The organism is Duganella radicis (assembly GCF_009720825.1).
Taxonomy (GTDB): Bacteria; Pseudomonadota; Gammaproteobacteria; order Burkholderiales; family Burkholderiaceae_D; genus Rugamonas; species Rugamonas radicis.
Genome location: NZ_WNKY01000007.1, coordinates 164505 through 189480 on the forward strand (window position 1 = coordinate 164505; position 24976 = coordinate 189480).

The 24976-nt window shown below is 67.5% G+C and carries 23 protein-coding genes and 2 tRNA genes; 8 read left to right on the plus strand and 17 right to left on the minus strand.

Annotated features, from left to right (window positions below; translation table 11 throughout):
• Positions 1–34: 34 nt before the first annotated feature.
• Both GM676_RS09550 and GM676_RS09555 read left to right on the plus strand, forming a co-directional pair.
• Positions 35–346: a hypothetical protein gene (locus GM676_RS09550; RefSeq protein WP_155463298.1), complete on the plus strand. Its 312-nt coding sequence runs from the start codon at positions 35–37 to the stop codon at positions 344–346.
• 10 nt (positions 347–356) lie between these two features.
• Positions 357–2219, plus strand: coding sequence for a S8 family serine peptidase (locus GM676_RS09555; RefSeq protein WP_155463299.1), 1863 nt, complete (start codon positions 357–359; stop codon positions 2217–2219).
• A 45-nt stretch (positions 2220–2264) separates the two neighbouring features.
• Here the strand turns inward: GM676_RS09555 and GM676_RS09560 are convergent.
• The 3 genes from GM676_RS09560 to GM676_RS09570 form a co-directional block, all read right to left on the minus strand.
• Positions 2265–2340: transfer RNA gene (locus GM676_RS09560), tRNA-Glu, on the minus strand.
• Between the two features lie 36 nt (positions 2341–2376).
• Positions 2377–2452: transfer RNA gene (locus GM676_RS09565), tRNA-Glu, on the minus strand.
• A 134-nt stretch (positions 2453–2586) separates the two neighbouring features.
• Positions 2587–3786 (minus strand): NnrS family protein, encoded by a 1200-nt coding sequence (locus GM676_RS09570; protein ID WP_155463300.1) that lies wholly within the window; start codon positions 3784–3786, stop codon positions 2587–2589.
• 166 nt (positions 3787–3952) lie between these two features.
• On the opposite strand from GM676_RS09570, the gene GM676_RS09575 reads away from it, so the two are divergent.
• A complete protein-coding gene (locus GM676_RS09575) occupies positions 3953–4204 on the plus strand; it encodes a heavy-metal-associated domain-containing protein (protein WP_155463301.1) in 252 nt (83 codons plus the stop codon).
• A gap of 21 nt (positions 4205–4225) precedes the next feature.
• Here the strand turns inward: GM676_RS09575 and GM676_RS09580 are convergent, their stop codons facing one another.
• The 9 genes from GM676_RS09580 to GM676_RS09620 all read right to left on the minus strand — a co-directional run bounded on the left by GM676_RS09580 (position 4226) and on the right by GM676_RS09620 (position 15915).
• On the minus strand, positions 4226–4891 hold the full coding sequence (locus tag GM676_RS09580) for a response regulator (protein ID WP_155463302.1): 666 nt from the start codon (positions 4889–4891) through the stop codon (positions 4226–4228).
• Between the two features lie 15 nt (positions 4892–4906).
• Positions 4907–6847 carry a type IV pili methyl-accepting chemotaxis transducer N-terminal domain-containing protein gene (locus GM676_RS09585; RefSeq protein WP_155463303.1) on the minus strand — a complete coding sequence of 647 codons (1941 nt, stop codon included), beginning with the start codon at positions 6845–6847 and terminating at the stop codon, positions 4907–4909.
• A 77-nt stretch (positions 6848–6924) separates the two neighbouring features.
• Positions 6925–7899, minus strand: a complete 975-nt coding sequence (gene moaA / locus GM676_RS09590) for a GTP 3',8-cyclase MoaA (protein WP_155463304.1) — start codon at positions 7897–7899, stop codon at positions 6925–6927.
• Between the two features lie 109 nt (positions 7900–8008).
• A complete protein-coding gene (locus GM676_RS09595) occupies positions 8009–8755 on the minus strand; it encodes a peptidylprolyl isomerase (protein WP_155463305.1) in 747 nt (248 codons plus the stop codon).
• 10 nt (positions 8756–8765) lie between these two features.
• A complete protein-coding gene (narI, locus tag GM676_RS09600) occupies positions 8766–9449 on the minus strand; it encodes a respiratory nitrate reductase subunit gamma (protein WP_155463306.1) in 684 nt (227 codons plus the stop codon).
• Positions 9450–9460: 11 nt separating this feature from the next.
• The gene (gene narJ, locus GM676_RS09605) at positions 9461–10129 is read right to left on the minus strand and encodes a nitrate reductase molybdenum cofactor assembly chaperone (protein WP_155463307.1); all 669 of its coding nucleotides are present in this window, start codon (positions 10127–10129) and stop codon (positions 9461–9463) included.
• Positions 10122–11678, minus strand: a complete 1557-nt coding sequence (narH, locus tag GM676_RS09610) for a nitrate reductase subunit beta (protein ID WP_155463308.1) — start codon at positions 11676–11678, stop codon at positions 10122–10124. Before narH ends, narJ begins: the two co-directional genes overlap by 8 nt.
• Positions 11679–11692: 14 nt before the next feature.
• Positions 11693–15379 carry a nitrate reductase subunit alpha gene (locus tag GM676_RS09615; RefSeq protein ID WP_155463309.1) on the minus strand — a complete coding sequence of 1229 codons (3687 nt, stop codon included), beginning with the start codon at positions 15377–15379 and terminating at the stop codon, positions 11693–11695.
• Between the two features lie 113 nt (positions 15380–15492).
• On the minus strand, positions 15493–15915 hold the full coding sequence (locus GM676_RS09620; RefSeq protein ID WP_155463310.1) for a hypothetical protein: 423 nt from the start codon (positions 15913–15915) through the stop codon (positions 15493–15495).
• A 194-nt stretch (positions 15916–16109) separates the two neighbouring features.
• Here GM676_RS09620 and GM676_RS09625 point away from each other — a divergent pair, with 194 nt between their 5' ends.
• Both GM676_RS09625 and GM676_RS09630 read left to right on the plus strand, forming a co-directional pair.
• Positions 16110–16487, plus strand: a complete 378-nt coding sequence (locus GM676_RS09625) for a hypothetical protein (RefSeq protein ID WP_155463311.1) — start codon at positions 16110–16112, stop codon at positions 16485–16487.
• A 4-nt stretch (positions 16488–16491) separates the two neighbouring features.
• Complete coding sequence (locus GM676_RS09630) at positions 16492–16755, plus strand: DUF3079 domain-containing protein (RefSeq protein WP_155463312.1); 264 nt, start codon at positions 16492–16494, stop codon at positions 16753–16755.
• Here the strand turns inward: GM676_RS09630 and GM676_RS09635 are convergent.
• The 5 genes from GM676_RS09635 to GM676_RS09655 all read right to left on the minus strand — a co-directional run bounded on the left by GM676_RS09635 (position 16649) and on the right by GM676_RS09655 (position 21160).
• Positions 16649–17296, minus strand: coding sequence for a carbonic anhydrase (locus GM676_RS09635; RefSeq protein WP_155463313.1), 648 nt, complete (start codon positions 17294–17296; stop codon positions 16649–16651). The genes GM676_RS09630 and GM676_RS09635 overlap by 107 nt on opposite strands.
• A 9-nt stretch (positions 17297–17305) precedes the next feature.
• Complete coding sequence (locus tag GM676_RS09640; RefSeq protein WP_155463314.1) at positions 17306–17986, minus strand: Crp/Fnr family transcriptional regulator; 681 nt, start codon at positions 17984–17986, stop codon at positions 17306–17308.
• 28 nt (positions 17987–18014) lie between these two features.
• Positions 18015–19400 carry a NarK family nitrate/nitrite MFS transporter gene (locus tag GM676_RS09645; RefSeq protein ID WP_155463315.1) on the minus strand — a complete coding sequence of 462 codons (1386 nt, stop codon included), beginning with the start codon at positions 19398–19400 and terminating at the stop codon, positions 18015–18017.
• A 19-nt stretch (positions 19401–19419) separates the two neighbouring features.
• On the minus strand, positions 19420–20595 hold the full coding sequence (locus GM676_RS09650) for an MFS transporter (protein ID WP_229262614.1): 1176 nt from the start codon (positions 20593–20595) through the stop codon (positions 19420–19422).
• 163 nt (positions 20596–20758) lie between these two features.
• Positions 20759–21160: an RrF2 family transcriptional regulator gene (locus tag GM676_RS09655; protein WP_155463316.1), complete on the minus strand. Its 402-nt coding sequence runs from the start codon at positions 21158–21160 to the stop codon at positions 20759–20761.
• Between the two features lie 140 nt (positions 21161–21300).
• Between GM676_RS09655 and GM676_RS09660 the strand changes: the two genes are divergently transcribed.
• The 3 genes from GM676_RS09660 to nirK form a co-directional block, all read left to right on the plus strand.
• A complete protein-coding gene (locus GM676_RS09660) occupies positions 21301–23565 on the plus strand; it encodes a nitric-oxide reductase large subunit (protein WP_155463317.1) in 2265 nt (754 codons plus the stop codon).
• 27 nt (positions 23566–23592) lie between these two features.
• Positions 23593–23871 carry a DUF2249 domain-containing protein gene (locus GM676_RS09665; RefSeq protein ID WP_155463318.1) on the plus strand — a complete coding sequence of 93 codons (279 nt, stop codon included), beginning with the start codon at positions 23593–23595 and terminating at the stop codon, positions 23869–23871.
• Between the two features lie 29 nt (positions 23872–23900).
• Positions 23901–24976, plus strand: a 1076-nt coding sequence (gene nirK, locus GM676_RS09670; RefSeq protein WP_155463319.1) for a copper-containing nitrite reductase, incomplete at its 3' end; no start/stop codon positions are given.

Below are 24976 nucleotides of genomic sequence, written 5' to 3' on the forward strand. Positions count from 1 at the left end.
GCCGCCGGAGGGCGCTGCCTTGAGGAGAATCTTTATGCCCAACACGCCCAGCACTTCCGGCCCGCCGCAGCCCCTGTCCGACAAGGCGCGCTTCCTGGTCCACGCCGCGCGCGGCGCGCCGCTGAACGATTTCCTGGCGGTGGCCGCCACCGACGACGACATCACGGTACTCGACGTCATCGGTCCGCGCGAACGGCCGCACACGGCGGTGGTGGAAATCACGCCGGCCAAGGCACAGCTGCTGGAACAGCATTTCCGCCAGACCGGCACCCCCACGCATCAACTCACGATCGAGCCGGACAGGCCGCTGACCATGTTCGGCGACGGTCCGCTCGATCCCTTTTGAAAGGAAGATCATGCCTAAAAATCCGAGTGGCGGCAGCACCACGCCGCCAGACCTCCCCTCGCCCTCCCCCGCCGACACGGATGCCACCGCGACGGCGGAAAGCAGCGTCACGCCGCAAAGCAATGGCAGCACAGCCAGCACCGGCAACGCCGGCCATGCCGGCCGCAACATCGGCGCGCGCAAGAAACAATACGTCATCGCCCCGCGTCAGGCGCCGGAAGGCTTGCAGGCGCTGGGCTTCCAGCCTTTGCAGTTTGACGCGCTGGAACAGGCGCTGCGCAACAGCAGCGATATCGAGGTGGTCGACAAGGTCGGCCCCAAATCCGTGCTGGGCGCGCTGGCCGACGGCATGGGCGGCGGCCACGGCGTGCTGGTGGCGCGCATGACCGAGCAGAAAGCGACCACCCTGCACCAGCAAGGCCAGGGCCGGCTGCTGGTCGAACACGATCAGCCGCTGAACCTGATGGAAGCCGCGCTGCGCCAGCCGGCCATGGTCACCGGCGTGGCGCCGACCGACAGCGGCGGGCCGGTGCTGAACGCCGTGATCAGCGTGGTCGGCAAGGATGGCGCGCCGCAGGCCAATGCCGAAGTGTCGCTGTTTGGCAGCATGCTGCCGGCCAGCGGCGTGACCGATGCCAACGGCCAGGTCACCCTGTCGCTGTTTGGCGAAACGCGCGAGACCGTGCGCGGCCTGTACGTCAAGCCGAAGGCCGACTACTGGAGCTTCTACCAGCGCGATCCCGACATCAGCCCCGACGAAGCCAACGTGGTGGCCCTGCGCGCCCTGTCCGACTGGCCGGCGCTGAGCGGCTTTCCGCGCCAGCGCTGCTATGGCTGGGGCCAGAAAGCCATGCGGCTGGACCAGTTGCCCGGCTCGTATCGCGGCCAGGGCGTGAAGATCGCCATCATCGATTCCGGCGCCGCCACCACCCACGACAATCTGCGCGGCATCCGCGCCGGCTTCGACATCATCAACAAAAAGACCAATCCCAACGGCTGGGACCAGGACACGCTGGGCCACGGCACCCACTGCGCCGGCGTGATCGCGGCGGCCGACATCGCCTCCGGCATCCGCGGTTTTGCGCCGGACGCGGAAGTCCATGCCTGCAAGCTGTTCCCCGGCGGGCAGGTGAGCCAGCTGATCGACGCGCTGGAGTACTGCATCGACAAGCAGATCGACGTGGTGAATCTGTCGCTGGGCGGCGCCGAGGTATCGGAAGCGCTGGAGCAGCAAATCATCCGCGCCAAGCGGGCCGGGATCGCCTGTGTGGTGGCGGCCGGCAATTCGGGCGGACCGGTGCAGTATCCGGCCTCGTCGCCGAATGTGCTGGCGGTGGCGGCCATCGGCAAGCTCGATGAATTCCCGGCCGACAGCTACCACGCGCAAACGCTGGACAGCAACGTCGACGCCTACGGCTACTTCACCGCCAGGTTCAGCTGCTTCGGGCCGCAGGTGGCGGTGTGCGCGCCGGGCGTGGCCATCACCTCCTGCGTGCCGCCGAATAACTTCGCCGCGTGGGACGGCACCTCGATGGCGACGCCGCACGTGACCGGGCTGGCCGCGCTGTGCCTGGCGCATCATCCGGACTTCCAGACGCCGCAATACAAGACGCGCGGGCCGGAGCGGGTCGAGCGGCTGTTCCAGGTCATCCGCGCCAGCGCGCGCCGCGTCAGCCTGGGCGACCAGAGCCGCACGGGATATGGCTTGCCGGATGTGCTGCTGTCGGTGGGATTGAACACCGCCGCTTCGCAACCACAGCCGCAGCAATTGCGCATGATGCCGATGATGGCGGCGCCGGCCTACGATCCGTTCGCGCTGGGTGTGCTGCCCTACTACCGGCCGCCGATGCCGTACGCGCCGCTGACGTGGTAGGGCCGGAAATGCAAAAAGCCGCACAAGGCGGCTTTTTGCATGATTTGGCGTCCCCACGGGGATTCGAACCCCGGTACTCACCGTGAAAGGGTGATGTCCTAGGCCTCTAGACGATGGGGACAGAAAGCTGTCCGTACTGGCCTTTGGAAATGTCTTTTGGCGTCCCCACGGGGATTCGAACCCCGGTACTCACCGTGAAAGGGTGATGTCCTAGGCCTCTAGACGATGGGGACATTTCCAAGGCGCGTATTATGGCAGCGTCGTTCCCCGAACGCAATAGCAAACCCTTGTTTTTGCTGAAAAATCACAGCAAGATTGGCAGCTCTACAACACTCCCCGGCCTGACCGGCGGGACCTCCGGCCCATATCAGCCAGCCTTGCCGTCGATCCGGGCGGCGCACAGGTAAGGCAAGTAGACCGCCACGTACGCCAGGAAGGCGACCGTCCAGCACACGCCGCTGACAGCCAGCAGCAGCGGCTGCGCCCCCAGGTCCAGCGCCGCCGCCACCCGCGCCACCGCGCTCGCCTGGATCAGCACGAACATCGCGCGTTCGCCGCCGCCCGCCTTCAGCATCCGGCCGGTGTGGCCCAGCGCGGTGCGGGTGATCATGCCCAGTATCAGGCCGGCCATGGAGCCGACCGTCAGCGCATGGAAGCCGGCGCTGCTGCCCAGCAGCTGGCAGCGCGCCAGCGCCAGCAGCACCAGGCCGGCCGCGATCCACGCATACGACAGGTGCATGATCCATAACAGCGGCACCTGCAGCGTGCGCAGGGCCTGCCAGCGCCACAGCCGCAGCAGGATCAGCGCGGCCGCCACCAGCGCCAACGGCGCGAACAGCCAGGCCGGCGCGCCGGCGATCCATCCCAGCGCGGCGGCGGCCAGCGTTCCCAGCGACCAGCGGTCCAGCCCGGCCTGCACCAGCGGGGTGGTGCCGGGCGCGCCGTTGCGGGTAAACATGGGGATCACGCGGGTGCCGATCGCCGCCTCCATCATCACGATCACCAGTACCGCGGCCTGTGCCGGCGCGCCCGGCGCGATGGCGATCCAGCCCTGCGAGGCGGCATGGAAGGCCGCATTGGCCAGCGCCAGCAATCCCAGCAGACCGACCAGGAAGTAATTGCGGCGGTTCCCGGCCTGGCGCATCACGCGCCACAGCGGCCAGGTCGCCGCCGGCAGGAACAGCAGGTCGACGGCGATGGCCAGCGGTGGCGGCGCCAGCAGCATGGCCAGGCGTCCCGCCAGCCACAGCGCGACCAGCGCGCGCAAATGGGCGCCGGTCGGCGTCCACAGGCCGGTCCAGTTATAGCCGGCGGTGTACAGGAAGCCCACCACCACCGCCACCGCCATGCCGAACACCATCTCGTGCACATGCCAGCCAAAGCCCAGGTGCAAGACCTCGCCCAGGTGCGCCGGCAGCCAGCCCAGGTATTGCGCCAGCCACAGCGGCACGGCCAGCGCGGCGAACGCGGCGGCGCCAAGGTAGAAAGGACGGAAGCCCAGGCGCCACAAGGGGCGGCTGGCGCCGGCCGTCATGCGTGCGGGTTCCTCGATGCGTAACAGGGTCATGATCAACTCCCATGGATAGATGGCTGCATTGTCCCCCCGCTACCGGGCGGCGTGAAGAGGTATCCCCGATACGCATAATCTGGATCAAGAAATTCCAGGCTCGGGTGGCCCGCGCGCGGCGCTTGCCTTAGTCTGAAGGCGTTAACCACTGAAACGAGGAACCGAGATGCAAACCGCCGTACTGAATATCGAAGGCATGGAAGACGTGGCCTGCGCCGACAAGATCACCGAACTGCTGCGCGGCATACCGGGCGTCAGCGACGCGCAAGTCTCGCTGCGCGACAGCATCGCCAGCGTGCTGCTGGACGCGTCGCGGGTGACGCCGCCGATGCTGGCGCGCCAGTTGTCGGCGGCGGGCTACCCCGCCGCCGCGCGGGAAGCGGCCGGCGGCTGCTGCGGCGGTTGCTGCGGCGGCTGACGCGGGCGCCGGGCCGCCGTGTCAGCCGCCGTGCTGCCTGCGGTGCTCGACCGCGTACACGGCGGCCTGCACGCGGCTGCTGAGCTTGAGTTTCTTCAGCACGCTCTGGACATGGATCTTGACCGTGCTCTCGGCCAGGTCCAGGCTGCGCGCGATGCCCTTGTTGCTGTCGCCGCGCGCCAGGCAGTCGAGGATCTGGCGCTCGCGCGGCGTCAGGCGGTCCAGCTCGGACGGCGCCGGCGCCGCCGCCCCGCTCTGCAGCTGGGCCACCAGCTTGGCCGTCATGGCCTCCGCCACCACCGTCTCGCCGGCGGCGGCGCGGCGGATGGCGCGGGTCAGGTAGTCGGTGTCGATATTCTTCAGCAGATAGCCGCTGGCGCCGGCCTTGAGCGCGGTGCTCAGGTCTTCCGCATCCTCGGACACGGTCAGCATCACCACCGCGCTGTCCGGGCAATCCGTGCGCAGCAGCTGCAGCGTCTCCAGCCCGGATATGCCGGGCATGTTCAGGTCCAGCAATATCACCTGCGGCTTGAGCTGCTGCGCGCGCTTGACGCCTTCAAAGCCGTCGGCCGCCTCGCCCACCACGGCGAACTCCGGATGGCGTTGCAGCAGCGAGCGGATGCCGCTGCGGAACAGGGTGTGATCGTCGACCAGCAGCACGCTGATCGCGGGTTGGGTGCTTTCCATGGATTCCTTTCTGATTCAGGCCGCGCGGCGCTGGGCGCGCGGCAGATGCAGCACCACCTCGGTGCCGGCGCCGGGCGCGGACGTCAGTTGCAGCCGGGCGTCGATGCGCTGGGCGCGCTCGCGCATGATGTTGATCCCCACGTGGGCCTCGTCCAGCGACGCCAGCGACGCCGGATCGAAGCCCTGGCCGTCGTCGCGTATGCTGAGAGTGAAGTCCTGCTGGTCGGCCAGCCGTATCCACACGTGGCGGGCGGCCGCGTGCTTGCGCACGTTGGACAGCGCCTCCTGCACGATGAACAGCAATTGCAGCTGGTGCTCGCGCGGGAACGGCGCGCCGTCGCTGTCGGCCTCGAACGCCACCTCGATGCCGCTCTGGCGGCTGAACTTGTCGATCACGGTCGCCAGCGACGCGGCCAGCGTCCCCTCCTGCAGCCGGGTGCGGAAATTGTGCAGCAGCTCGCGCACGTCCTGGTAGCTCTCCTCGACACCGGCGCGCAGGGCCGGCACGATGCCTTCCACCTCGTCCAGCCGCTGCCGCCGCAGCGACTGCTCCAGCATCTGCACCTGCAGGTTGAGGAAGTTCAGGCCCTGGGCGATGCTGTCGTGCAGGCCCTGGGCCACCAGGTTGCGCTCCTCGGAAATCGCCAGCTCGCGCTCGCGCCCCTGCAGGCGCTGATTCTCGATGGCCGCGCCCAGCAACTGCCCCAGCGTCTCCAGCAACGCCGTCTGCGCCGCCGAGAACACCGTGTTCTGGCGGAAGTGCAGATTGAAGAAGCCCAGGTACGCGCTGCGGCCGAAGATATGGAAGATCGACACCGTGGCGAAGCCCTCGCGCCGGCACTGCAGGTTATGGCCGCTGTCCATGCGCCGCAGGTCGTGCACCACCGCCAGCTTGTTGACCACCGCCTCGCCGCACAGGCAGTCGCCCACCTTCAGGCAGCGCTCGGATTCCACCAGCTCGGCCGAAATGCCCTGGTGGACCAGCATGTGGATATTGTCGCGGTCCGGGTCCAGCACGCGCACCGAGCCGCCGTCGGCGCCGAAATAGTCGCAGATGCGCCGCAGGAAGCCGCGGCACATGGCTTCGGCCGCCTGCGGCTGCTGCAGGAAGGCGGCGCTGTCGTACAGCAGCGCCAGTTCGCGGTTCTGCCGTTCCAGCTCGGACGTCTTTTCCCGCACCCGCGCCTCCAGCGATCCATAGGAATCCTGCAGCTTGTCCGCCATCTGATTGAAGCCCAGCGCCAGCATGCCGAATTCATCGTTGCTGTCCACCGGCAGGCGCACGCCGAAGTCCTGCTCGCGCATGCGTTCCAGGCCGCCCTGCAGGCGCGTCACCGGCGCCACGATCATATCGAACAGCAGGTAGATGATGCTGACCGTGCCGGCCATGGCCAGGCCGAGCAGCAGCAGCTGGGAGGCGCGCAGCCAGAAGGTGCGGCTCTCGCTGTCGCGCTCGATGCGCTGCACCAGGTTGTCGACCCGGCGCACGAACTGCTCGGTATATTGCTGGACCTCGTAGCCCTGCGCCGGCGTCACCGCCGGCGCCGCCATCAGGGCGCGCACGCGCGGCGCCAGCGCGCCGCGCCATTCATCCTGCAACTGCGCGAAGCCGTCGCGGATGGCGGCGGTGGGCGGCAGGAACAGCGGGCGCTGCGGATCGCCCTGGCGCACCAGCTCCAGGGTGTCGTCGATGCGCCGCAGCTGGCCGCGCAGGCCTTCCTCGGCCGCGGCGCGGGCCTGGCGGTCGGCCAGGCGGCCGGCCAGCATGGCCAGCCGGTAGCTTTCCATGCGCAGGCTGCCGGCCACGTTGATCACGGCGGCGCTGCCCTCCAGTTGCCAGGACAGGAACAGGGTCGAGCCGATCACCATCAGCGCCACCGCCATAAAACTCAGCAGCAGCCCGACGATGCGGGTCGACAGTTTATGCCAGCCGGCGAATAGCGCGGACCTCAGCATGGCGTCGCGCGCCCGGCGGCGGTGTAAGGGTGTGTCATCAAGCCTCCGTCAATCTGCCCGGCTAGTATAAACGAGGCTCAGCCGCCCGTCTGCGACATGAAGCGCACGATGCGCTCCGGCCGGCGGTTGAAATCGTGCTGCTGCGGCTTGAGTTCGATCGCCGCCCGTATCGCCTGTTCCAGTTCGGCGTCGCTGGCGCCGCCGCGCAGCAGCGGCCGCAGCGGGTATTGCTGCTCCTGCCCCAGGCACAGGTAGAGCGTGCCGTCCACCGCCAGCCGCACCCGGTTGCAGCTGGCGCAGAAGTGCTGCGACAGCGGCGTGATGAAGCCGATGCTGGCCCGGCCGTCGGCCGTGCTCCAGTAACGGGCCGGCCCGCCGCCCAGCTCCAGCGCCTGCGGCCGCAGGCCGAAGCGCCGCGCCAGCCGCTCGCGCACCGGCGCCAGGTTGAGGTAGGCGGTGTTGCGGCCGGTGTCCCCCATCGGCATCACCTCGATCAGCCGCAGCATGAAGCCCTGCTCGATGCAGAAGGCGGCCATGGCGTCGATCTCGGCGTCGTTCACGCCGCGCATGGCCACCATGTTGATCTTGACCGGCGCCAGTCCGGCCGCCTTGGCCGCCCGCAGCCCTTGCAGCACGCTGGGCAGGCAATCGCGCCCGGTGATGTTGGCCATGCAGTCGCGGTCCAGCGAATCGAGGCTGACGTTGACCCGGCCGACGCCGGCCGCGCGCAGCGCCTCGGCGTGGCGCGCCAGCCGCGTGCCGTTGGTCGACAGCGACAGGTCGCGCACGCCCGGCAGCGCAGCCAGGCGCGAGGCCAGTTGCGGCAGGTGGCGCCGGGTCAGCGGTTCGCCGCCGGTCAGGCGCACGCGCGACGTCCCCAAGCGGGCGAAAAGGCCCACCACACGTTCGATTTCGGCAAAGCTCAGCCAGTCCGGCGGGTCTTCATAGCCCTTGAAATCCTTGGGCATGCAGTAGGTGCAGCGCAGATCGCAGCGATCCGTCACCGACACCCGCAGATAGTCGATCGAACGACCAAAGCGGTCGCTTAACATCGTGGCTCCCCTGTCTGATGGCATAGGCGCATTGTAGCGGCGGACGACGCGCCCGCCACTTCGCAGGACGGCGTACGCCGCCTAGTCCTTTATGCCTATTGACTATTCACTATTGCACCAGCGGCGAGGTCGCGCCGCCCAGCTCCACCCCGTCGATCCTGGCCCGGCCGACCAGCAGGTGCAGGTACTGGTGCAGCGCCCGCTGCCAGGCGGCGCGCTGGAGTTCGTCGGCGATCTGCGCCCGCACCGTCTCGAACGGGACCGGCGCGCCCTCGATACGGCGCCGTACCTGCACGATGTGCAGGCCGAAGCGCGTCTCCAGCAGCCGCCCCGCCAGTTCGCCCGGCCGCAGCCGGAACAGCAGTTCCTCGAACTCCGGCACGCATTGGCCGCGGCCGAGCTGCCCCAGGTTGCCGCCGATGGCGCCGGACGGGCAGTTGGAATACTGCGCCGCCAGTTCCTCGAAACGCCCGGGCCGGGCCTGCAGCTCGGCCAGTACCGCCTCGGCCGTATGCCGCAACAGCGTCAGCGGCGCCGCCGGCGTCACCTGGAACAGGATGTGGCGCGCCTCCACCAGGTCGCCGCTGCGGAAACGCTCGGCCTGCGCCAGGTAGTAACGCAGACAAGCCTGCTCGTCGGCCTGCGGCACCCGCACTTCGCGCTGGAACAGCGCCTCGATGCGCTCGTCCTCGCCCTCGCCGTGCACGCCCAGCCGCTGCGCCTCGTGCAGCAGCACCTGGCGCAGCACCACCTCATGGACGGCCTGCCGCAGCGGGTTGTCCGCCTGCTGGTGGTGGCCGATTTCCGCCGCGATGGCGCTGTCGTCGATATCGACGCCGTTGACTGCGATGCCCATGTCGTTCTCCTCAGCGCGAACGCACCAGTTGGTAGGCGCGGCTCAGGTAGCCCAGCGCGCCAAAGCCGCTCCACACGTGCACCAGGCGGGTGAACGGGAAGATCGTGAACAGCGACATGCCCATGAACAGGTGCAGCTTGAAGATCAGCGGCGCGTCGGCGATCAGGGCGGCGGCGTCGCCGCGGAAGGTCAGCAGGTGCTGGGCCCAGCCCATCAGTTGCACCATCATGTGGCCGTCCAGGTGCGAGGCGGAGGCGAAGATGGTGCTCAGGCCCAGCAGCAGGGTCGCCAGCAGCCAGCCCAGCACCAGCTTGTCCCTGAAGGTGGTGCGGGCGCGCACCCGCTCGTTGCCCAGGCGGCGCGCCGCCAGCATCAGCAGGCCGATCAGGCAGATCGAGCCCATCAGGCCGCCGGCGCTCATGGCCACCAGCTGCTTGACGCTGTGGCTGACGCCCAGCGTGTCCCACACCCACACGGGGGTCAGCAGGCCGGCCGCGTGGCCGAAGAACAGGCCCAGCACGCCGAGGTGGAACAAGGGGCTGCCAAGGCGCAGCAGGCCGGTGTGGAGGGTCTGGCTGGATTCGGACTTCCAGCTGTACTGCTCGCGGTCGAAGCGTATCAGGCTGCCGAGGAAGAAGATCGCCAGCGCGATGTAGGGATAAATCCCGAACAGGAATTGGTGCAGGTAGTTCATTGCGCTCTCCTTCAGGGTTGCCGCGACGCGGCCGCCCTGGGATAAAAGTTGATCGGGTGGGCGCCGCCGGGCGGCATGCCCTTGGCGCCCAGCAGCGGCTCGATGCCGTCGGCGCCGGGGCCGAAGGTTTCCAGCGCCTCGTCCATGTCGCGCACCGGCGGCTCGCTCAATTCCTCGGCCTGTACCGCCGTCTGCCGCCGCAGCAGTTCGAATACGCAGGCGTACGGGCTGCCGTTGGCGCGCAGCTTGCGGCCGATGTGGGCCAGCACGTGGATGGCGTCGGCCAGCAGCGGCTCCACCTCCCGCGCGCTCTGCTGCGACAGGAATTCCAGGAACAGCGGCACGTAGTCCGGCAGGTCGTCGCCCACCATCTGCAGGCCATGGCGGCGGTATTCCGCCATCAGGTCCACCATGGCCTGGCCGCGGTCGCGCGACTCGCCGTGGATATGCTCGAACAGATGCAGCGAATGCGAGGGGTTGCGGTCGAAGGTCTGCACATACTGCTGCTGCAACTCGATCAGCGGGGTCGCGGCGATGTGGCTGAACAGCTCGCCCAGCGCCGCGTGCCACGCCGGCAGCCGGTCCAGCAGCACGCGTTCCAGCGCGCCGCGCCCGGCCTGCAATTCCGCCTCCGGATACAGCAGCAGCGCCGACAATACCTGGTAGCCTGGATTAGACATCGGCGCCCTCCTTTTTCTTGCGCGACTTCGGCATCATCATGAAGATTTCCGAACCGTGCTTGCGTTTGCCGAACAGGCTGGCGTCACTGACGCCGTCCGAGCAGCCGTTGCCGAAGCTGAAGCCGCAGCTGCCCTTCTCGTTGAAGCTGTCCTCGGCCATCTCTTTGTGGCTGCTCGGGATCACGAAGCGGTCTTCGTAATTGGCGATGGCCATGATGTGGTACATGTCCTCCACCGTCTCGGCCGCCAGGCCGACCTGCTTGATCGCCTCCAGGTCCGGCTTGCCGTCCACGCTCTTGCCTCGCATGTAGGCGCGCATCGCCAGCATGCGGTCCAGCGCCTTGATCACCGGCAGTTGGTCACCCGCCGTCAGCAGGTTGGCCAGGTACTGCAGCGGGATGCGCAGGCTGGCGGTGTCGGGCAGGATGCCGTTGCGGCCCAGGTGGCCCGCCTCGGCGGCCGACTGGATCGGCGACAGCGGCGGGATGTACCACACCATCGGCAGCGTGCGGTACTCGGGATGCAGCGGGAAGGCCACCTTCCACTCCACCGCCATCTTGTACACCGGCGAGCGCTGGGCCGATTCCAGCCAGGAATCCGGAATGCCCTGGCGGCGCGCCTCGGCGATCACCTCGGGGTCGTGCGGATCGAGGAACAACTCCAGCTGCGACGGATACAGGTCGCGCGGATCGGCCACCGAGGCGGCGGCCTCGATCTTGTCGGCGTCGTACAGCAGCACGCCCAGATAGCGGATGCGGCCGACGCAGGTTTCCGAACACACGGTCGGCTGGCCAGCCTCGATGCGCGGATAGCAGAAGGTGCATTTCTCCGCCTTGCCCGACGACCAGTTGTAATAAATCTTCTTGTACGGGCAGCCGGAGATGCACATGCGCCAGCCGCGGCACTTGTCCTGGTCGATCAGCACGATGCCGTCGTCCTCGCGCTTGTACACCGATCCCGACGGGCAGGACGCCACGCAGGTCGGGTTCAGGCAGTGCTCGCACAGGCGCGGCAGATACATCATGAAGGTGTTTTCGAACGTGCTGTACATTTCCTTCTGCACGTTCTCGAACAGCTTGTCCTTGCCGCGCTGGGCGAATTCGCCGCCCAGGTCGTCCTCCCAGTTCGGTCCCCACTCGATCTTGTCCATCTTCTTGCCGGTGATGACGGAGATCGGGCGCGCGGTCGGCGGCGTCTGCATCAGCGGCGCGTGCTGCAGGTGCTCGTAATCGTAGGTGAACGGCTCGTAGTACTCGTCGATCTGCGGCAGGTTGGGATTGGCGAAGATCTGCGCCAGGATCTTCAGGCGGCTGCCCTGGCGCGGTTCGATCTTGCCATTCTCCGTGCGGCGCCAGCCGCCGTTCCATTTGTCCTGGTCTTCCCAGTGCTTGGGATAGCCGATGCCCGGCTTGGTCTCGACGTTGTTGAACCAGGCGTATTCCACGCCGTCGCGGCTGGTCCACACGTTCTTGCAGGTGACCGAGCAGGTGTGACAGCCGATACATTTGTCGAGATTCAGCACCATGCCGATTTGTGCTCTGATTTTCATCTATCGCTCCGTTCTTATTTCAAAGGGCCGTCCAGCCACTCGACCTTGTTCATCTTGCGCACCAACACGAATTCATCGCGGTTGGAGCCGACCGTGCCGTAGTAATTGAAGCCCCACGACAGCTGGGCGTAGCCGCCTATCATGTGGGTCGGCTTGGTCACGGCGCGGGTCACCGAGTTGTGGATGCCGCCGCGCTTGCCCGACTGTTCCGCGCCGGGCACGTTGATGATCTTTTCCTGGGCGTGGTACATCAGGGTCATCCCCTGCGGCACCCGCTGGCTGACGATGGCGCGCGCGGTCAGCGTGCCGTTGACGTTGAACACCTCGATCCAGTCGTTGTCGACGATGCCGGCCGCCTGCGCGTCCACTTCCGACAGCCACACGTGCGGCCCGCCGCGCGACAGCGTCAGCATGCGCAGGTTGTCCGAGTAGGTGGAGTGGATACCCCACTTCTGGTGCGGCGTGATGAAGTTCAGCGCGATCTCCTTGTTGCCGTTCGGCTTGGCGCCCAGCATGGCGGCCGTGGTCTTGGTGTTGATGGCCGGCTTGTACACGCACAGGCCCTCGCCGAAGTCGCGCATCCAGCGGTGATCCTGGTAGAACTGCTGGCGGCCGGTCAGGGTGCGCCATGGAATCAGCTCATGCACGTTGGTGTAGCAGGCGTTGTAGCTGACCTCTTCCGATTCCAGCCCCGACCAGGTCGGCGAGGAGATGATCTTGCGCGGCTGCGCCTGCACGTCGCGGAAGCGGATGCTGTCATGCTCGCGCGGCAGCGCCAGGTGGGTGTGGTCGCGGCCCGTGATCTTCGACAAGGCGTCCCAGGCCTTGACCGCCACGTGGCCGTTGGTTTCCGGCGCCAGCGACAGGATCATCTCGGCGGCGTCGATCGCCGTCTCCAGGCGCGGCTGGCCGTGGGCCACGCCGTCGCGGGTCACGGTGCGGTTGATGCCGCGCAGGATGTCGACTTCATGGCCGGTCTTCCAGCTGATGCCCTTGCCGCCGTTGCCGATCGATTCCAGCAGCGGGCCGATCGAGGTGTACTTCTGGTAAATCTGCGTATAGTCGCGCTCCACCACGGTGAAGTTGGGCATGGTCTTGCCGGGGATGGGCTCGCACTCGCCGGCGCGCCAGTCTTTCGGATCGAAGGGCTGGCCCAGTTCGCCCGGGGTGTCGTGCATCAGCGGCGTCAGCACCAGATCCTGCTGCTTGCCCAGGTAGGCGCCGCCGATTTCCTCGAACTTTTTGGCGATGCCCTTGTAGATCTCCCAGTCCGAGCGCGACTGCCACAGCGGCTGCACGGCTTCCGACAGCGGGTGGATGAAGGGGTGCATGTCCGAGGTGTTGAGGTCGTCCTTCTCGTACCAGGTGGCGGTCGGCAGCACGATGTCGCCGTACAGGCAGGTGGTGGACATGCGGAAATCCAGCACCACCAGCAGGTCCAGCTTGCCCTCGGCGGCCGGGCGCACCTTGACGTCGCGCGGCTTGATGCACTCGTCCTCGTCGCTCATCAGCGCGTTCTGGGTGCCCAGCAAATACTTGAGGAAGTACTCGTGTCCCTTGCCCGAGCTGCCCAGGATGTTGGAGCGCCACACGAACATATTGCGCGGGAAGTTGGCCGGGTTGTCCGGATCGTCGCAGGAAAAGCCCAGCTTGCCCTGGCGGATCTGCTCGACCGCGTAATCGACCGGCTTGGCGCCGGCGTCCGCGGCGGCGCGCGTCACCTCCAGCGGATTGGTCTGCAACTGCGGCGCCGACGGCAGCCAGCCCATGCGTTCGGCCTTGGCGTTGTAGTCCAGCAGCGACATCGGCGCGACGTCGGCGCCGGCCAGCGGCGAGGCGATTTCGCCGGTGTGCAGCTTCTCGTGGCGCCACTGGCTGGTGTGGTTGTAGAAGAAGGAGGTGCCGTTCATCTGCCGCATCGGACGGTTCCAGTCCTGGGCGAAGGCCAGCGGCGTCCAGCCGGTCTGCGGGCGCAGCTTTTCCTGGCCCACGTAGTGCGCCCAGCCGCCGCCCGACTGGCCGATGCAGCCGCACATCATCAGCATGTTGATGATGCCGCGGTAGGTCATGTCCATGTGATACCAGTGGTTCAGCGCGGCGCCGACGATCACCATGCTCTTGCCGCGCGTGCGGTCGGCGTTGTCGGCGAACTGGCGGGCGACGGTGATCACGTCCGCCGCCTTGACGCCGGTGTGCTTTTCCTGCCAGGCCGGGGTGTAGGGCACGTCGTCCGCGTAGCTGGCCGCGACGTTGCCGCCGCCCAGGCCGCGGTCGATGCCGTAGTTGGCCATGGTCAGGTCGAACACGGTGGCCACCAGCGCGCTGCTGCCGTCGGCCAGCGTGATGCGCTTGACCGGCACGTTACGCGGCAACAGCTCGCCCGCGTCCTGGCCGCCGAAGTAAGGGAAGCCCACCGCCACCACGTCGTCGCCGCGGCCCAGCAGCGACAACCGCGGATGCACCGGGGCGCCGTTGCCGCCCTCCTTCATCTCCAGGTTCCACTTGCCGCTCTCGCCCCAGCGGAAGCCGATCGAACCGGCCGGCGCCACGATGCGGCCGCTGGCCTCGTCGATCACCAGGGTTTTCCATTCCGGGTTGTTGCTCTCGTCCAGGTTGTTGTCCAGGTGCGAGGCGCGCAGGAAGTAGTCCGGCGCCAGCGTGCCCTGGTGGTCCTTCAGCAGCACCAGCATCGGGAAGTCGGTATACTGCCGGGCGTATTCGTTGAAGTAGGCCGACTGCGCGGCGGTATGGTATTCCTTCAGGATCACGTGGCCCATGGCCATGGCCAGCGCGGCGTCGGTGCCCTGCTTGGGCGCCAGCCAGATGTCGCCGAACTTGGCCATCTCGCCGAAGTCCGAGGACACGGCCACGGTCTTGGTGCCCTTGTAGCGCACCTCGGTGTAGAAGTGGGCGTCGGGCGTGCGCGTCATCGGCACGTTGGAACCCCACACCATCAGGTAGGTCGAGTTGTACCAGTCGGCCGATTCCGGCACGTCGGTCTGCTCGCCCCAGATCTGCGGGCTGGCCGGCGGCAGGTCGCAATACCAGTCGTAGAAGCTGAGCGCCACGCCGCCGATCAGCGACAGGTAGCGCGTGCCGGCCGCGTAGCTGACCATGGACATGGCGGGAATCGGCGAGAAGCCGACGATGCGGTCCGGGCCGTACTTCTTGATGGTCAGCGCGTTGGCGGCGGCGATCATCTCGTTGGCCTCATCCCAGCTGGCGCGCACGAAACCGCCCAGGCCGCGCACCGACTTGTACTGGCGGGCGCGCTCGGGGTCCTGGCTGACGTATTCCCAGGCCGCGACCGGGTCCATGCGCCGGCGCGCCTCGCGCCACATCTCCATCAGGCGGCCGCGCACCATCGGGTACTTCACGCGCTGCGCCGAATACACGTACCAGGAATAGCTGGCGCCGCGCGGGCAGCCGCGCGGTTCGTGGTTGGGCAGGTCGGGACGGGTGCGGGGATAATCGGTCTGCTGGGTTTCCCAGGTGATCAAACCGTTCTTGACATAGACCTTCCAGCTGCAGGAGCCGGTGCAGTTCACGCCGTGGGTCGAACGCACGATCTTGTCGTGCTGCCAGCGTTGGCGGTAGGCGTTCTCCCAGGTGCGGTCCTCATGGACGACGGCGCCGTGGCCGTCGGCGAAGGTCGACGTGGTCTTGTTGAAAAACTTCAGGCGGTCCAGAAAGTGACTCATGCTAGCTCCTCAGGCGACAATGAGTGCAGTCTACGGAGCGCCGCCGCCCATGGGTATCGGCAAGAAGGCCGCCGGCGGCGGCGAGAAGGACTAGGCGGCCTAGTTCCAAATGACTAGCCGTTGCCGCAATTGCGCCGCGCGCAAGCCTGCAGCAGCTGCTGGTAGGTGGTCGACGCCGTGCCCGCCGGCGCCGCCTCGTGGTAGGCGCGCCACGCCGCGGCGTCGCGCCGGTAGCGGAGCCGGCGGACGTCCTGCCAGCGGCCATCGTCCATGCGCACGCTGGCCGCGCGTATCAATCCCGGCTGCTCCATCGCCACCAGCTGTTCGAACATCGCCGGCAGGCCGCAGTAGTCGAGCTCCAGCCCGCTGTCATAGCGTATCCGCCCGATCACCCGCGCCGGCCCCTGCCGGCAGGCGTCGTCGGCGGACGCCAGGCGCGGGCGGATCGGCTCGCCCTCCGCCGTCCGGTAGGGCGCCGATGCCAGCGCCGCCGTGGCGGCCAGGGCCAGGCCGGCCCATAGGTATTTGCAGTCCATGTGATTCTCCTTTCGCGGCCATTGTGGCGGGCCGCGCGGCCGGCGCGCCATGATCCAGCGCAAGTTTTTCCGGCATGGGACGCGGCAAAAGGACTAGGCGGCCTAGTTCTTACTGCCAGTGGGCAAACCGCGGGCGGCGCGGTATACATACGCCCAGGCGGCAAACCGGCCGCCACAACGAGAGGAGAACGCCGATGCACATCAGCACTTTTGAAGACCTGTTGTCGGCCGCCGGCGCCCAGGCGGAACCGCAAACCCTGCTGCTGGCCTTTGCCCGCGCCGAACCGGAACCCGACACCGCGCCGGGCGCGCAGCCGCGCGTGACGCTGGTTCCCACCCTGTGTGTCGATAAAGCGGCCGCCGCGGTACAGAGCTTCGGCCAGCTGGCCGGCGAAGCCGACAGCATGGGCCAGCCGTGGGACGTGATGCTGGTGACGTCGCTGGCGAGCGAGCCGCGCGACGCCAGCCGCGTCGAGCAGGCGTTGCGGCGCATGATACAGCTGGTGCGCGAGGGCCGCATGACCCAGTTGCTGGCCTTCGACCGCGACGGCGAACTGCTGCGCCAGGCCTGACGCCATGGCCAAGATCTTCCCACTGCGTCCGGCCAAGCCGGAATCGATCTGCTGGGGATGCGACCGCTATTGTCCGGCCGGCGATCTGGCCTGCGGCAACGGCGCCGACCGTGTCCAGCACCCCTACGAGCTGTTCGGCGAAGGCTGGGAGTCGTTCGGCCTCAACGCGCCGGCAGCGGACACACCAGCGGCAGGAACTGCTGCCGGCGCGCCGAGTACGCCAGCAGCGCCCCACTCTCCAGATCGAAGTACCAACCGTGAAGCTTGAGCAGGCCCTGGTCGACACGGCGCTTCAGCCAGGGATAGGTCAGCAGGTTATCCAGCGACAGCAAAATGCTGGCCAGTTCGCAGGCGTGATGGCGGGCGTCGCTGTCGCGGTGCGCCAGCTCGCGCTGCACGCGCTCGGCCACCGGACGGGCGATGCGCATCCACTGGCCGACAAAATCCGTCTCGCGCCGCACCTCGCGCGGCGCCATCAGGGCGCGGATGCCGCCGCAGCGCGCATGCCCGAGCACGATGACGCGCTCGACCTCCAGCTCGCACACGGCAAACTCGATCGCCGAGCTGACGCCGGCCGAGGCGTCGGGTGTGCAGGGAGGCACCAGGTTGGCGATATTCCGCACCACGAACAGATCGCCGGGATCGCCGCCGGTCAGCAGTAAGGGATCGACCCGCGAGTCGCAGCAGCCGATCAGCAAGGTGGCGGGACGCTGTCCCCCGCGCAGGCTGCCATACAGCGCCGGCCGGTCGTTGAAATATTGTTGCTGGAAGCGGCAGAAGCCGCTGATGAATTTTTCGATGTCACGCATGGCGCCTCCTCATCCCGCGCAATCGCGCAGACCCGCCGCATCGAGGACGTCGATGGTGCGGCCCTTGAAGGCGATCAGATGCTGCGCGCTGAGATCGGCCAGGATGCGCGAGAAATGCTCGGGGGTCAGGCTCAGCCGCGAGGCCAGCACCGCCTTGGTGGTCGGCAGCGTGAATTGCGCCGCGCCCTGCTCCGGCACTTCCTTGAGCAGGTAGGCGGCCACGCGCTGGGTGCCGCTGCGCAGCGCGTACGACTCCATGTCGCACATCAGGCCATGCATGCGCTGGCTCAGGCCGGCCAGCATCTTGCACGCGAACTCGGGGTCGCTGGCGATCTCGCGGTAGATGGCCGGCTTGGCCACGTGCAGCAGCAGGCTGTCCTCCATGGCCTGGGCCGACACGATGTAGGGCCGGCCCATGAACATCAGGGCTTCGCCGAAACTGCCGCCCGGCCCGATCAGTTCAATCACCTTCTCCACCCCCGAGGACGAGGTGAACGACAGCTTGACCTGGCCGTACAGCACCTGGTGGAAGCCCTCGCACGGATCGCCGCGCTGGAAGATCATGTCGCCCCGCTCGACCCGCAGCTCGGTGGTGCCAAGCGCGATGCGGCTCAGCTCCTCCGGCCCCATCGAATTAAACAGCGGGACCCTGGCCAGGAAATCCTGGACTTTGATCCTGTTCCGGTCCATTTTCACCCCGTCTGGCCCCATCGGCCGGTCAGCACGGCATGGCCGCGTTCTTGCGGGCATAGCACCACCAGGTGATGGCGATGCAGCTCAGGTAAAAGCCGATGAAGCACCACAGCGCGGCGTCGGCGCTGCCGGTCAGCGCGATCGAGGTGCCGTAGCTCTTCGGGATGAAGAAGGCGCCGTAGGCCGCCACCGCCGAGGTGAAGCCCAGCACGGCGGCGCTTTCCCGGTTGGCGTCCACCACCGCCTGCTGTTGCACGGCGGCCGGCTGGCCGGCCGCGGCGCGCTGGCGCTCGGTCATGAAGATCACCGGTATCATGCGGAAGGTCGAGGCGTTGCCGGCGCCGGTGCCGGCGAACAGCAGCATGAACATCCAGAAGAAGCCCTGGAAGCTGCCGGCCGCGTCGCCGTGCGGCAGGAAGCCGATCACGCCATACACGGCGGCCACCATGCCGACGAAGGTCCACAGCGTGACGCGGGCGCCGCCCAGCTTGTCGGCGATGATCCCGCCCAGCACGCGCGCCACCGCGCCCACCAGCGGGCCGAGGAAGGCGAACTGCAGCGGGTTGACGTCCGGGAAGGCGGTCTTGATCAACAGCGGGAAGGCGGCCGAGTAACCGATGAAGGAACCGAAGGTGCCGGTGTACAGCCAGCACATCAGCCAGTTGTGCTTGCGCTTGAAGATCACCGCCTGGTCGGCGAACGAGGCCTTGGCCGAGGCCAGGTCATTCATGCCGGTCCAGGCCAGCAGGCTGCTGATGACGATGAAGGGCACCCAGATGAAGCCGGCGTTCTGCAACCACATGGTGCTGCTGACGCCCGCCTTGAGCGCCGTCTGCGGCTGGCCGCCGAGGGCGCCGAACACGCCGGCGGTGATCACCAGCGGCACCACGAACTGCACCACCGACACGCCGAGGTTGCCCAGGCCGGCGTTCATGCCCAGCGCATAGCCCTTCTGCGCCTTGGGGAAGAAGAAGCTGATGTTGGCCATGGACGAGGCGAAGTTGCCGCCGCCGAAGCCGCACAGCAGCGCCAGGATCAGCATGGTCGGATAGCCGGTGCTCAGGTCCTGCACCGCGTAGCCGATGCCGATGGCCGGGATCAGCAGCGAGGCGGTGGAAATGGTGGTCCACTTGCGCCCGCCGAAGATGGGCACCATGAACGAGTAGAAGATGCGCAGCGTGGCGCCCGACAGGCCGGGCAGCGCGGTCAGCCAGAACAGCTGGTTGGTGCTGTACTTGAAGCCGATCGCCGGCAGGTTCACCACCACCACGCTCCACACCATCCACACGGCGAAGGCCAGCGCCAGCGCCGGGATCGAGATCCACAGGTTGCGGTTGGCCGTGCTGCGCCCGCCGCTGCCCCAGAACGCCGGACTCTCCGGCTCCCAGGTGCTGATCATGTATTTGCTCATTGTTTTCTCCTTGGGTTATTCAGACAGCTTGCGGCGCCGCGCCCGAAGCCGCGGCGGGCCGGAACGAGTAGTGCATCCACACCAGCGACACGCACACGGTGCCGTACAACAGCATGAAGGCGCTGGAGCGCACACCGGTCAGGTCCAGCAGCGCGCCGAACAGGATGGGCAGGATGAAGCCGCCCAGGCCGCCGGCCAGGCCGACCACGCCCGAGACGGCGCCGATGTTGTCGCTGAAGTCGTCGGCGATGAACTTGAACACCGAGGCCTTGCCGATCGCCATCGCGGTGCCGACCACGAACAGCAGCGCGGTGAACATCCAGGGGTTGAGCGCCAGGTGCAGCGACAGCGGGCCGCGCGTGGTCTGCACCACCATCGCCGTCGGCGGATAGGACAGCAGGAAGAAGCACACCCAGCACACCCACATCACCCACCAGGTGACCTGGTAGGCGCCGTAGCGGTCCGAGATCCAGCCGCCCAGCGCGCGCAGCACGCCGCCCGGCAGCGAGAAGCAGGCCGCCAGCAGCGCCGCCAGCTTCAGGTCGTAGCCGTATTCGCCCACGTAGTACTTGGTCATCCACAGCGCCAGCCCGACGTAGCCGCCGAACACCACCGAGTAATACTGGCAGTAGCGCCACACGCGGCGGTCCTTCAGCACCTTGATCTGCTGCGTGAAGCTGGCGCCGGCGCCGCTCAGGTGCGCGGGGTCGCTGGCGGTGACGGCCCAGAACAGCAGCGCCGTCGCCAGCATGGTCAGCGCGTACACCGTGGGCAGCGCCTGCCAGCCCCAGGCCGCGATGATGGCCGGCGCCACGAACTTGGTCAGCGCCGAGCCGGAATTGCCGGCGCCGAAAATGCCCATGGCCAGGCCGCGCCGCTGCTGCGAGAACCAGCGCGCCACGTACGGCGTGCCGACCGAGAACGAGCCGCCGGCCAGGCCCACGCACAGGCCCAGCGCCAGGAACTGCCAGTAGGCGGTGGCCTTGCCGATCAGGTAGATGGGCGGCACGGTGACCAGCATCAGCAGGAAGAACACGATGCGGCCGCCGTATTTGTCGCACCAGATCCCGAGCGGCACCCGCACCAGCGATCCGCTCAGCACCGGCATCGCGGCCAGCAGGCCGAATTCGGTTTCGTTCAGGCCCAGCATCTTCTTGATGGGGATGCCCAGCACCGCGAACATCATCCAGACCATGAAGCAGATGGTGAAAGCCACCGTGCTGCCGGCCAGTACGCGCACTGCCTTGTTTTGATTTGCCACTTCAAGCTCCTGATCCGGATTGGGATGGCATCAGAGTACGCGGCGGCGCGGCAAGTGACCATCGGTACGACGGCTAAACGAGCATAGGCCGAAATGACTAGCCGTCCGCCAATTCGGCCAGGGTCACCCGGTCCAGCGCGGCCAGGTAAGCGTCCAGTGCCTGCGCCAGCGCGCCCTGCAGGCGGCAGTCGCCGCTGCGGCGGCAGCCGGCCGCATGTTCCTCGAAGCAGCCGGCCATGACGAAGCCCGGTTCGCTGGCGCGCACCACCGCGCCGACGCGGATCTCCTGCGGCGGCAGCGCCAGCACGATGCCGCCGCCGCGCCCGCGCACCGAGCCGATCACGCCAAGCTTCGTCAGGCTGTACACCACTTTGCTCAGGTGGCAGCGCGAGATGCCGTAGTGCGCGGCGATTTCCGCCACGGTGCTCCGGTGGGGACGCCGCCGCGCCAGGAAGATCAGTGTGCGCAAAGCGCAGTTGGTGAAGAGTGTCAGTCGCATGACAGCGATTATTCACGCCTCCGTCCGCAGCGCGCATAACCTGGATCAAGAAAAATCAGGATCGAATATACATGTTTAAACCGCCCGCCTAGAATCGCCGGCAATCCAATCCGATCCAGCCACCAGAAAAGGAAAACGTCATGCACGCTACCCGCAAGCTCTGGACCTGGCTCGCCATCATCTGCGCCCTCTCCTTCGCCGTCCTCGGCTGGGTGGGCAGCGAGATCTACCTGGCGAAGCCACCCATCCCCCAACAAGTCATCAGCGCCGACGGCGAGGTGTTGTTCGACGCCGGCCAGGTCGACCGCGGCCAGCAAGCCTGGCTCGCGGCCGGCGGCCAGCAGCTCGGCACCGTCTGGGGCCACGGCAGCTATGTCGCCCCGGACTGGTCGGCCGACTGGCTGCACCGCGAAGCCCTGGCGCTGCGCGACATCCGGGCGCAACAGCAGTACCGCGCCCGCTTCGAGGATCTCGACCACGCCAGCCAGGCCGCGCTCAACGCCAGCCTGCAGGACGAGATGCGCCGCAACACCTATGACGGCGCGCGCGGCGTGATCGTGCTGTCGGCCGAGCGCGCCGCCGCCGTGCGCGCGGTGGCGGCCCATTACATCGGCCTGTTCGGCGACGACGCCAGCCTGGAACAGCTGCGCGTGCAATATGCGATGAACGCCGGTTCCATCCCCGACCAGGCCGACCTGAAGGCGCTGCCCGCCTTCGTGTTCTGGTCGGCCTGGGCCGCCGCCACCGACCGTCCCGGCGCCAGCATGCTGAGCTACACCAGCAACTGGCCGCATGAACCGCTGGTCGGCAACCGCCCCACCACCGGCGCCGGCATCTGGTCCATCGCCAGCGTGATCCTGATGATCGCCGCCATCGCGGCCATGGTGATGAACCACGCCAGGGACAAGGAAGAGGACGACCCGGCGCCGCCGCCAGCCGACCCGCTGTTCAAGCTGCGCGCCACGCCGTCGATGCAGGCCACCAAGAAGTACTTCTTCGTGGTGATCGCGCTGATCCTGGCGCAGGTCGGCATGGGCGCCATCACCGCCCACTACGCGGTCGAGGGCCACAGCTTCTTCGGCTATCCGCTGGCCGACATCCTGCCGTTCGTAGTGAGCCGCACCATCCACACCCAGTTCGCCGTGCTGTGGATCGCCACCGCCTGGCTGGCGACCGGCCTGTACATCGCGCCGGCCATCTCCGGCCACGAGCCGCGCTTCCAGAAGCTGGGCGTGAACTTCCTGTTCTACGCGCTACTGTTCATCGTCGCCGGCTCCACCGCCATGGGCTGGCTGGGCTCGCTGCAACACAAGGGCAGCGCCTTCGCCTTCTGGCTCGGCAACCAGGGCCTGGAATTCACCAGCATGGGCCGCCTCTGGCAGATCCTGCTGTTCGTCGGCCTGCTGCTGTGGGTCGCCCTGCTGGGCCGCGCGCTGTGGCCGGCGCTGAAAAAACCGTCGGAAAGCCGCGGCCTGATCGCCATGGTGTTCCTGTCGGCGCTGTGCATCGGCGGCTTCTACGCCACCTCGCTGACCTGGGGCCGCCATACCCACTATGCGATGATCGAGTACTGGCGCTGGTGGCTGGTGCACCTGTGGGTGGAAGGCTTCTTCGAAGTGTTCGCCACCGCCGTCATCGCCCTGCTGTTCACCCGCCTGGGCCTGATCCGCGCCGCCTCGGCCAACCGCGCGATCGTCGCCGAAACCATCGTGTTCCTGTTCGGCGGCATCCTGGGCACGCTGCACCACCTGTACTTCACCGGCACCCCCACCTTCGTGATCGCCATCGGCGCCATGTTCTCGGCGCTGGAAGTGGTGCCGCTGTCGATGATCGGCATCGAAGCATGGCGCAGCTATCAGCGCCTGCGCGCCGCCCCATGGGTGAGCACCTATCGCTGGTCCATCCTGTGCTTCATCGCCGTGGGCTTCTGGAACACCGTCGGCGCCGGCCTGCTGGGCTTCTCGATCAATACCCCGATCGCGCTGTACTACATGCAGGGCCTGAACATGACGCCGGCCCACGGCCACGCCGCCCTGTTCGGTGTGTACGGCATGCTGGGCATCGGCCTGCTGCTGTTCTGCCTGCGCGGCCTCAGCGAGCGCGCCGCCTGGTCGGACGCCCTGCTGCGCCCGATGTTCTGGCTGCTGAACATCGGCCTGGCCATGATGGTGTTCATCTCGCTGGTCCCGGCCGGCATCTACCAGGCCTGGGCCAGCGTCGAACACGGCATGTGGTTCGCCCGTTCGCCCGAGATCGTCCATTCCAGGCTGATGGAAACCCTGGTATGGCTGCGCGTACCCGGCGACGTGGTGTTCGCCATCGGCACCCTGTTCCTGGCCCTGTTCGCGTGGCGCCTGCTGGTCGCACGCAAGGGCCGCACCGCCGCGGTCGCCGACCGCGCCTGATTCCGATCCCAACCAAGGAGTTTCATCATGCCTCACGATTGCTCGACGCCTCAAATCCCCGGCGGTATTTATCCCTTCGATGCGCGCGGCGTTGCCCGGCGCTTCCGCCATGCCGCCATCTTTGGCGCGCTGGAAGCGCTGCACCCCGGCGAAGCCATGCGCTTCTGTAACGACCACGACCCGCTGCCCCTGCTGGCGCAGATCCAGCACCGCTACGGGCCTTACATCCGTATCACCTACGTCTCGCGCGAGCCGGGACAGGTGGTGATCGATTTCCTGGCCACCGGGGAACAAGCAGCGCAATAACAATCGCAAACAACCACAAGGTGAATCAGATGAAAACGCAATTCAAGCTTGCCGCAGCCGGCGCCGCCGCCGCGCTGCTGGCCGTATCGCAAAGTTTCGCCGAACCGGCGCTGCCCGTCATCACCCAGGAACTGGTGGCGCCACCGGGCCTGCCGCCGCAGATCACCCGCAAGACGCCGGCCCGCGTGGTGGTCAACCTGACGGTGGAGGAAGTCGAGCGCGAGATCGCGCCGGGCACGCGCTACACCTTCTGGACTTTCGGCGGCACGGTGCCGGGCAAGATGATACGGGTGCGCGAAGGCGACACCGTCGAGCTGCATCTGTCCAACCTGCCCGACAACAAGCTGCCCCACAATATCGACCTGCACGCGGTCACCGGTCCCGGCGGCGGCGCGGCGCAGACCCTGATCGCACCCGGCAACGAGGCCAGCTTCAGCTTCAAGGCGCTGAATCCGGGCCTGTACGTGTATCACTGCGCCACCGCGCCGGTCGGCATGCACGTGGCGAACGGCATGTACGGCATGATTCTGGTGGAGCCCAAGGAGGGGATGTCCAGGGTCGACCGCGAATACTATGTGATGCAGGGCGACTTCTACACCGCCGGCGCCTACCGCGCGCCCGGCCCGCAAGCGTTCGACCTGCAGAAGGCGATCGACGAGAAGCCGACGTACGTGGTGTTCAACGGCGCCGACGGCGCGCTGACCGGCGCCAACGCGCTGACCGCCAAGACCAACGAGAAGGTGCGCCTGTTCTTCGGCGTCGGCGGACCGAACATCACGTCCAGCTTCCACGTCATCGGCGCCATCTTCGACAAGGTGTACACCGAAGGCGGCTTGCACTACCAGGAACAGGTGCAGACGACCATGGTGCCGGCCGGGGGCTCGGCCATCGTGGAATTCACGCCGCGCGTGCCGGGCAACCTGACCTTGGTGGACCACTCGCTGACCCGCGCCTTCAACAAGGGCGCCATCGGCCTGCTGGCGGTGAGCGGCGCCGAACAGCCCGAGATTTACAGCAAAGGCGTGAAGAAGCCGTTGGCGCTGGCCAAGGTTGCCGGCGGCGGCGCGGCAGCCAGACCGGCCGCGGCCGCGCCCGCGCCCGCGCC

What these genes read in the sequence shown, in the direction of transcription:
- GM676_RS09650 (WP_229262614.1), bottom strand. Translation starts at nt 20,595, where the DNA reads ATGGTCTGGATGATGTTCGCGGTGCTGGGCATCCCCATCAAGAAGATG.
- GM676_RS09635 (WP_155463313.1), bottom strand. Translation starts at nt 17,296, where the DNA reads ATGCGTGACATCGAAAAATTCATCAGCGGCTTCTGCCGCTTCCAGCAA.
- GM676_RS09660 (WP_155463317.1), top strand. Translation starts at nt 21,301, where the DNA reads ATGCACGCTACCCGCAAGCTCTGGACCTGGCTCGCCATCATCTGCGCC.
- GM676_RS09555 (WP_155463299.1), top strand. Translation starts at nt 357, where the DNA reads ATGCCTAAAAATCCGAGTGGCGGCAGCACCACGCCGCCAGACCTCCCC.
- GM676_RS09585 (WP_155463303.1), bottom strand. Translation starts at nt 6,847, where the DNA reads ATGCTGAGGTCCGCGCTATTCGCCGGCTGGCATAAACTGTCGACCCGC.
- narJ (WP_155463307.1), bottom strand. Translation starts at nt 10,129, where the DNA reads ATGTCTAATCCAGGCTACCAGGTATTGTCGGCGCTGCTGCTGTATCCG.
- narI (WP_155463306.1), bottom strand. Translation starts at nt 9,449, where the DNA reads ATGAACTACCTGCACCAATTCCTGTTCGGGATTTATCCCTACATCGCG.
- GM676_RS09570 (WP_155463300.1), bottom strand. Translation starts at nt 3,786, where the DNA reads ATGACCCTGTTACGCATCGAGGAACCCGCACGCATGACGGCCGGCGCC.
- GM676_RS09595 (WP_155463305.1), bottom strand. Translation starts at nt 8,755, where the DNA reads ATGGGCATCGCAGTCAACGGCGTCGATATCGACGACAGCGCCATCGCG.
- GM676_RS09645 (WP_155463315.1), bottom strand. Translation starts at nt 19,400, where the DNA reads ATGAGCAAATACATGATCAGCACCTGGGAGCCGGAGAGTCCGGCGTTC.
- GM676_RS09615 (WP_155463309.1), bottom strand. Translation starts at nt 15,379, where the DNA reads ATGAGTCACTTTCTGGACCGCCTGAAGTTTTTCAACAAGACCACGTCG.
- GM676_RS09620 (WP_155463310.1), bottom strand. Translation starts at nt 15,915, where the DNA reads ATGGACTGCAAATACCTATGGGCCGGCCTGGCCCTGGCCGCCACGGCG.
- GM676_RS09550 (WP_155463298.1), top strand. Translation starts at nt 35, where the DNA reads ATGCCCAACACGCCCAGCACTTCCGGCCCGCCGCAGCCCCTGTCCGAC.
- GM676_RS09655 (WP_155463316.1), bottom strand. Translation starts at nt 21,160, where the DNA reads ATGCGACTGACACTCTTCACCAACTGCGCTTTGCGCACACTGATCTTC.
- GM676_RS09625 (WP_155463311.1), top strand. Translation starts at nt 16,110, where the DNA reads ATGCACATCAGCACTTTTGAAGACCTGTTGTCGGCCGCCGGCGCCCAG.
- GM676_RS09575 (WP_155463301.1), top strand. Translation starts at nt 3,953, where the DNA reads ATGCAAACCGCCGTACTGAATATCGAAGGCATGGAAGACGTGGCCTGC.
- narH (WP_155463308.1), bottom strand. Translation starts at nt 11,678, where the DNA reads ATGAAAATCAGAGCACAAATCGGCATGGTGCTGAATCTCGACAAATGT.
- GM676_RS09665 (WP_155463318.1), top strand. Translation starts at nt 23,593, where the DNA reads ATGCCTCACGATTGCTCGACGCCTCAAATCCCCGGCGGTATTTATCCC.
- GM676_RS09640 (WP_155463314.1), bottom strand. Translation starts at nt 17,986, where the DNA reads ATGGACCGGAACAGGATCAAAGTCCAGGATTTCCTGGCCAGGGTCCCG.
- GM676_RS09630 (WP_155463312.1), top strand. Translation starts at nt 16,492, where the DNA reads ATGGCCAAGATCTTCCCACTGCGTCCGGCCAAGCCGGAATCGATCTGC.
- moaA (WP_155463304.1), bottom strand. Translation starts at nt 7,899, where the DNA reads ATGTTAAGCGACCGCTTTGGTCGTTCGATCGACTATCTGCGGGTGTCG.
- GM676_RS09580 (WP_155463302.1), bottom strand. Translation starts at nt 4,891, where the DNA reads ATGGAAAGCACCCAACCCGCGATCAGCGTGCTGCTGGTCGACGATCAC.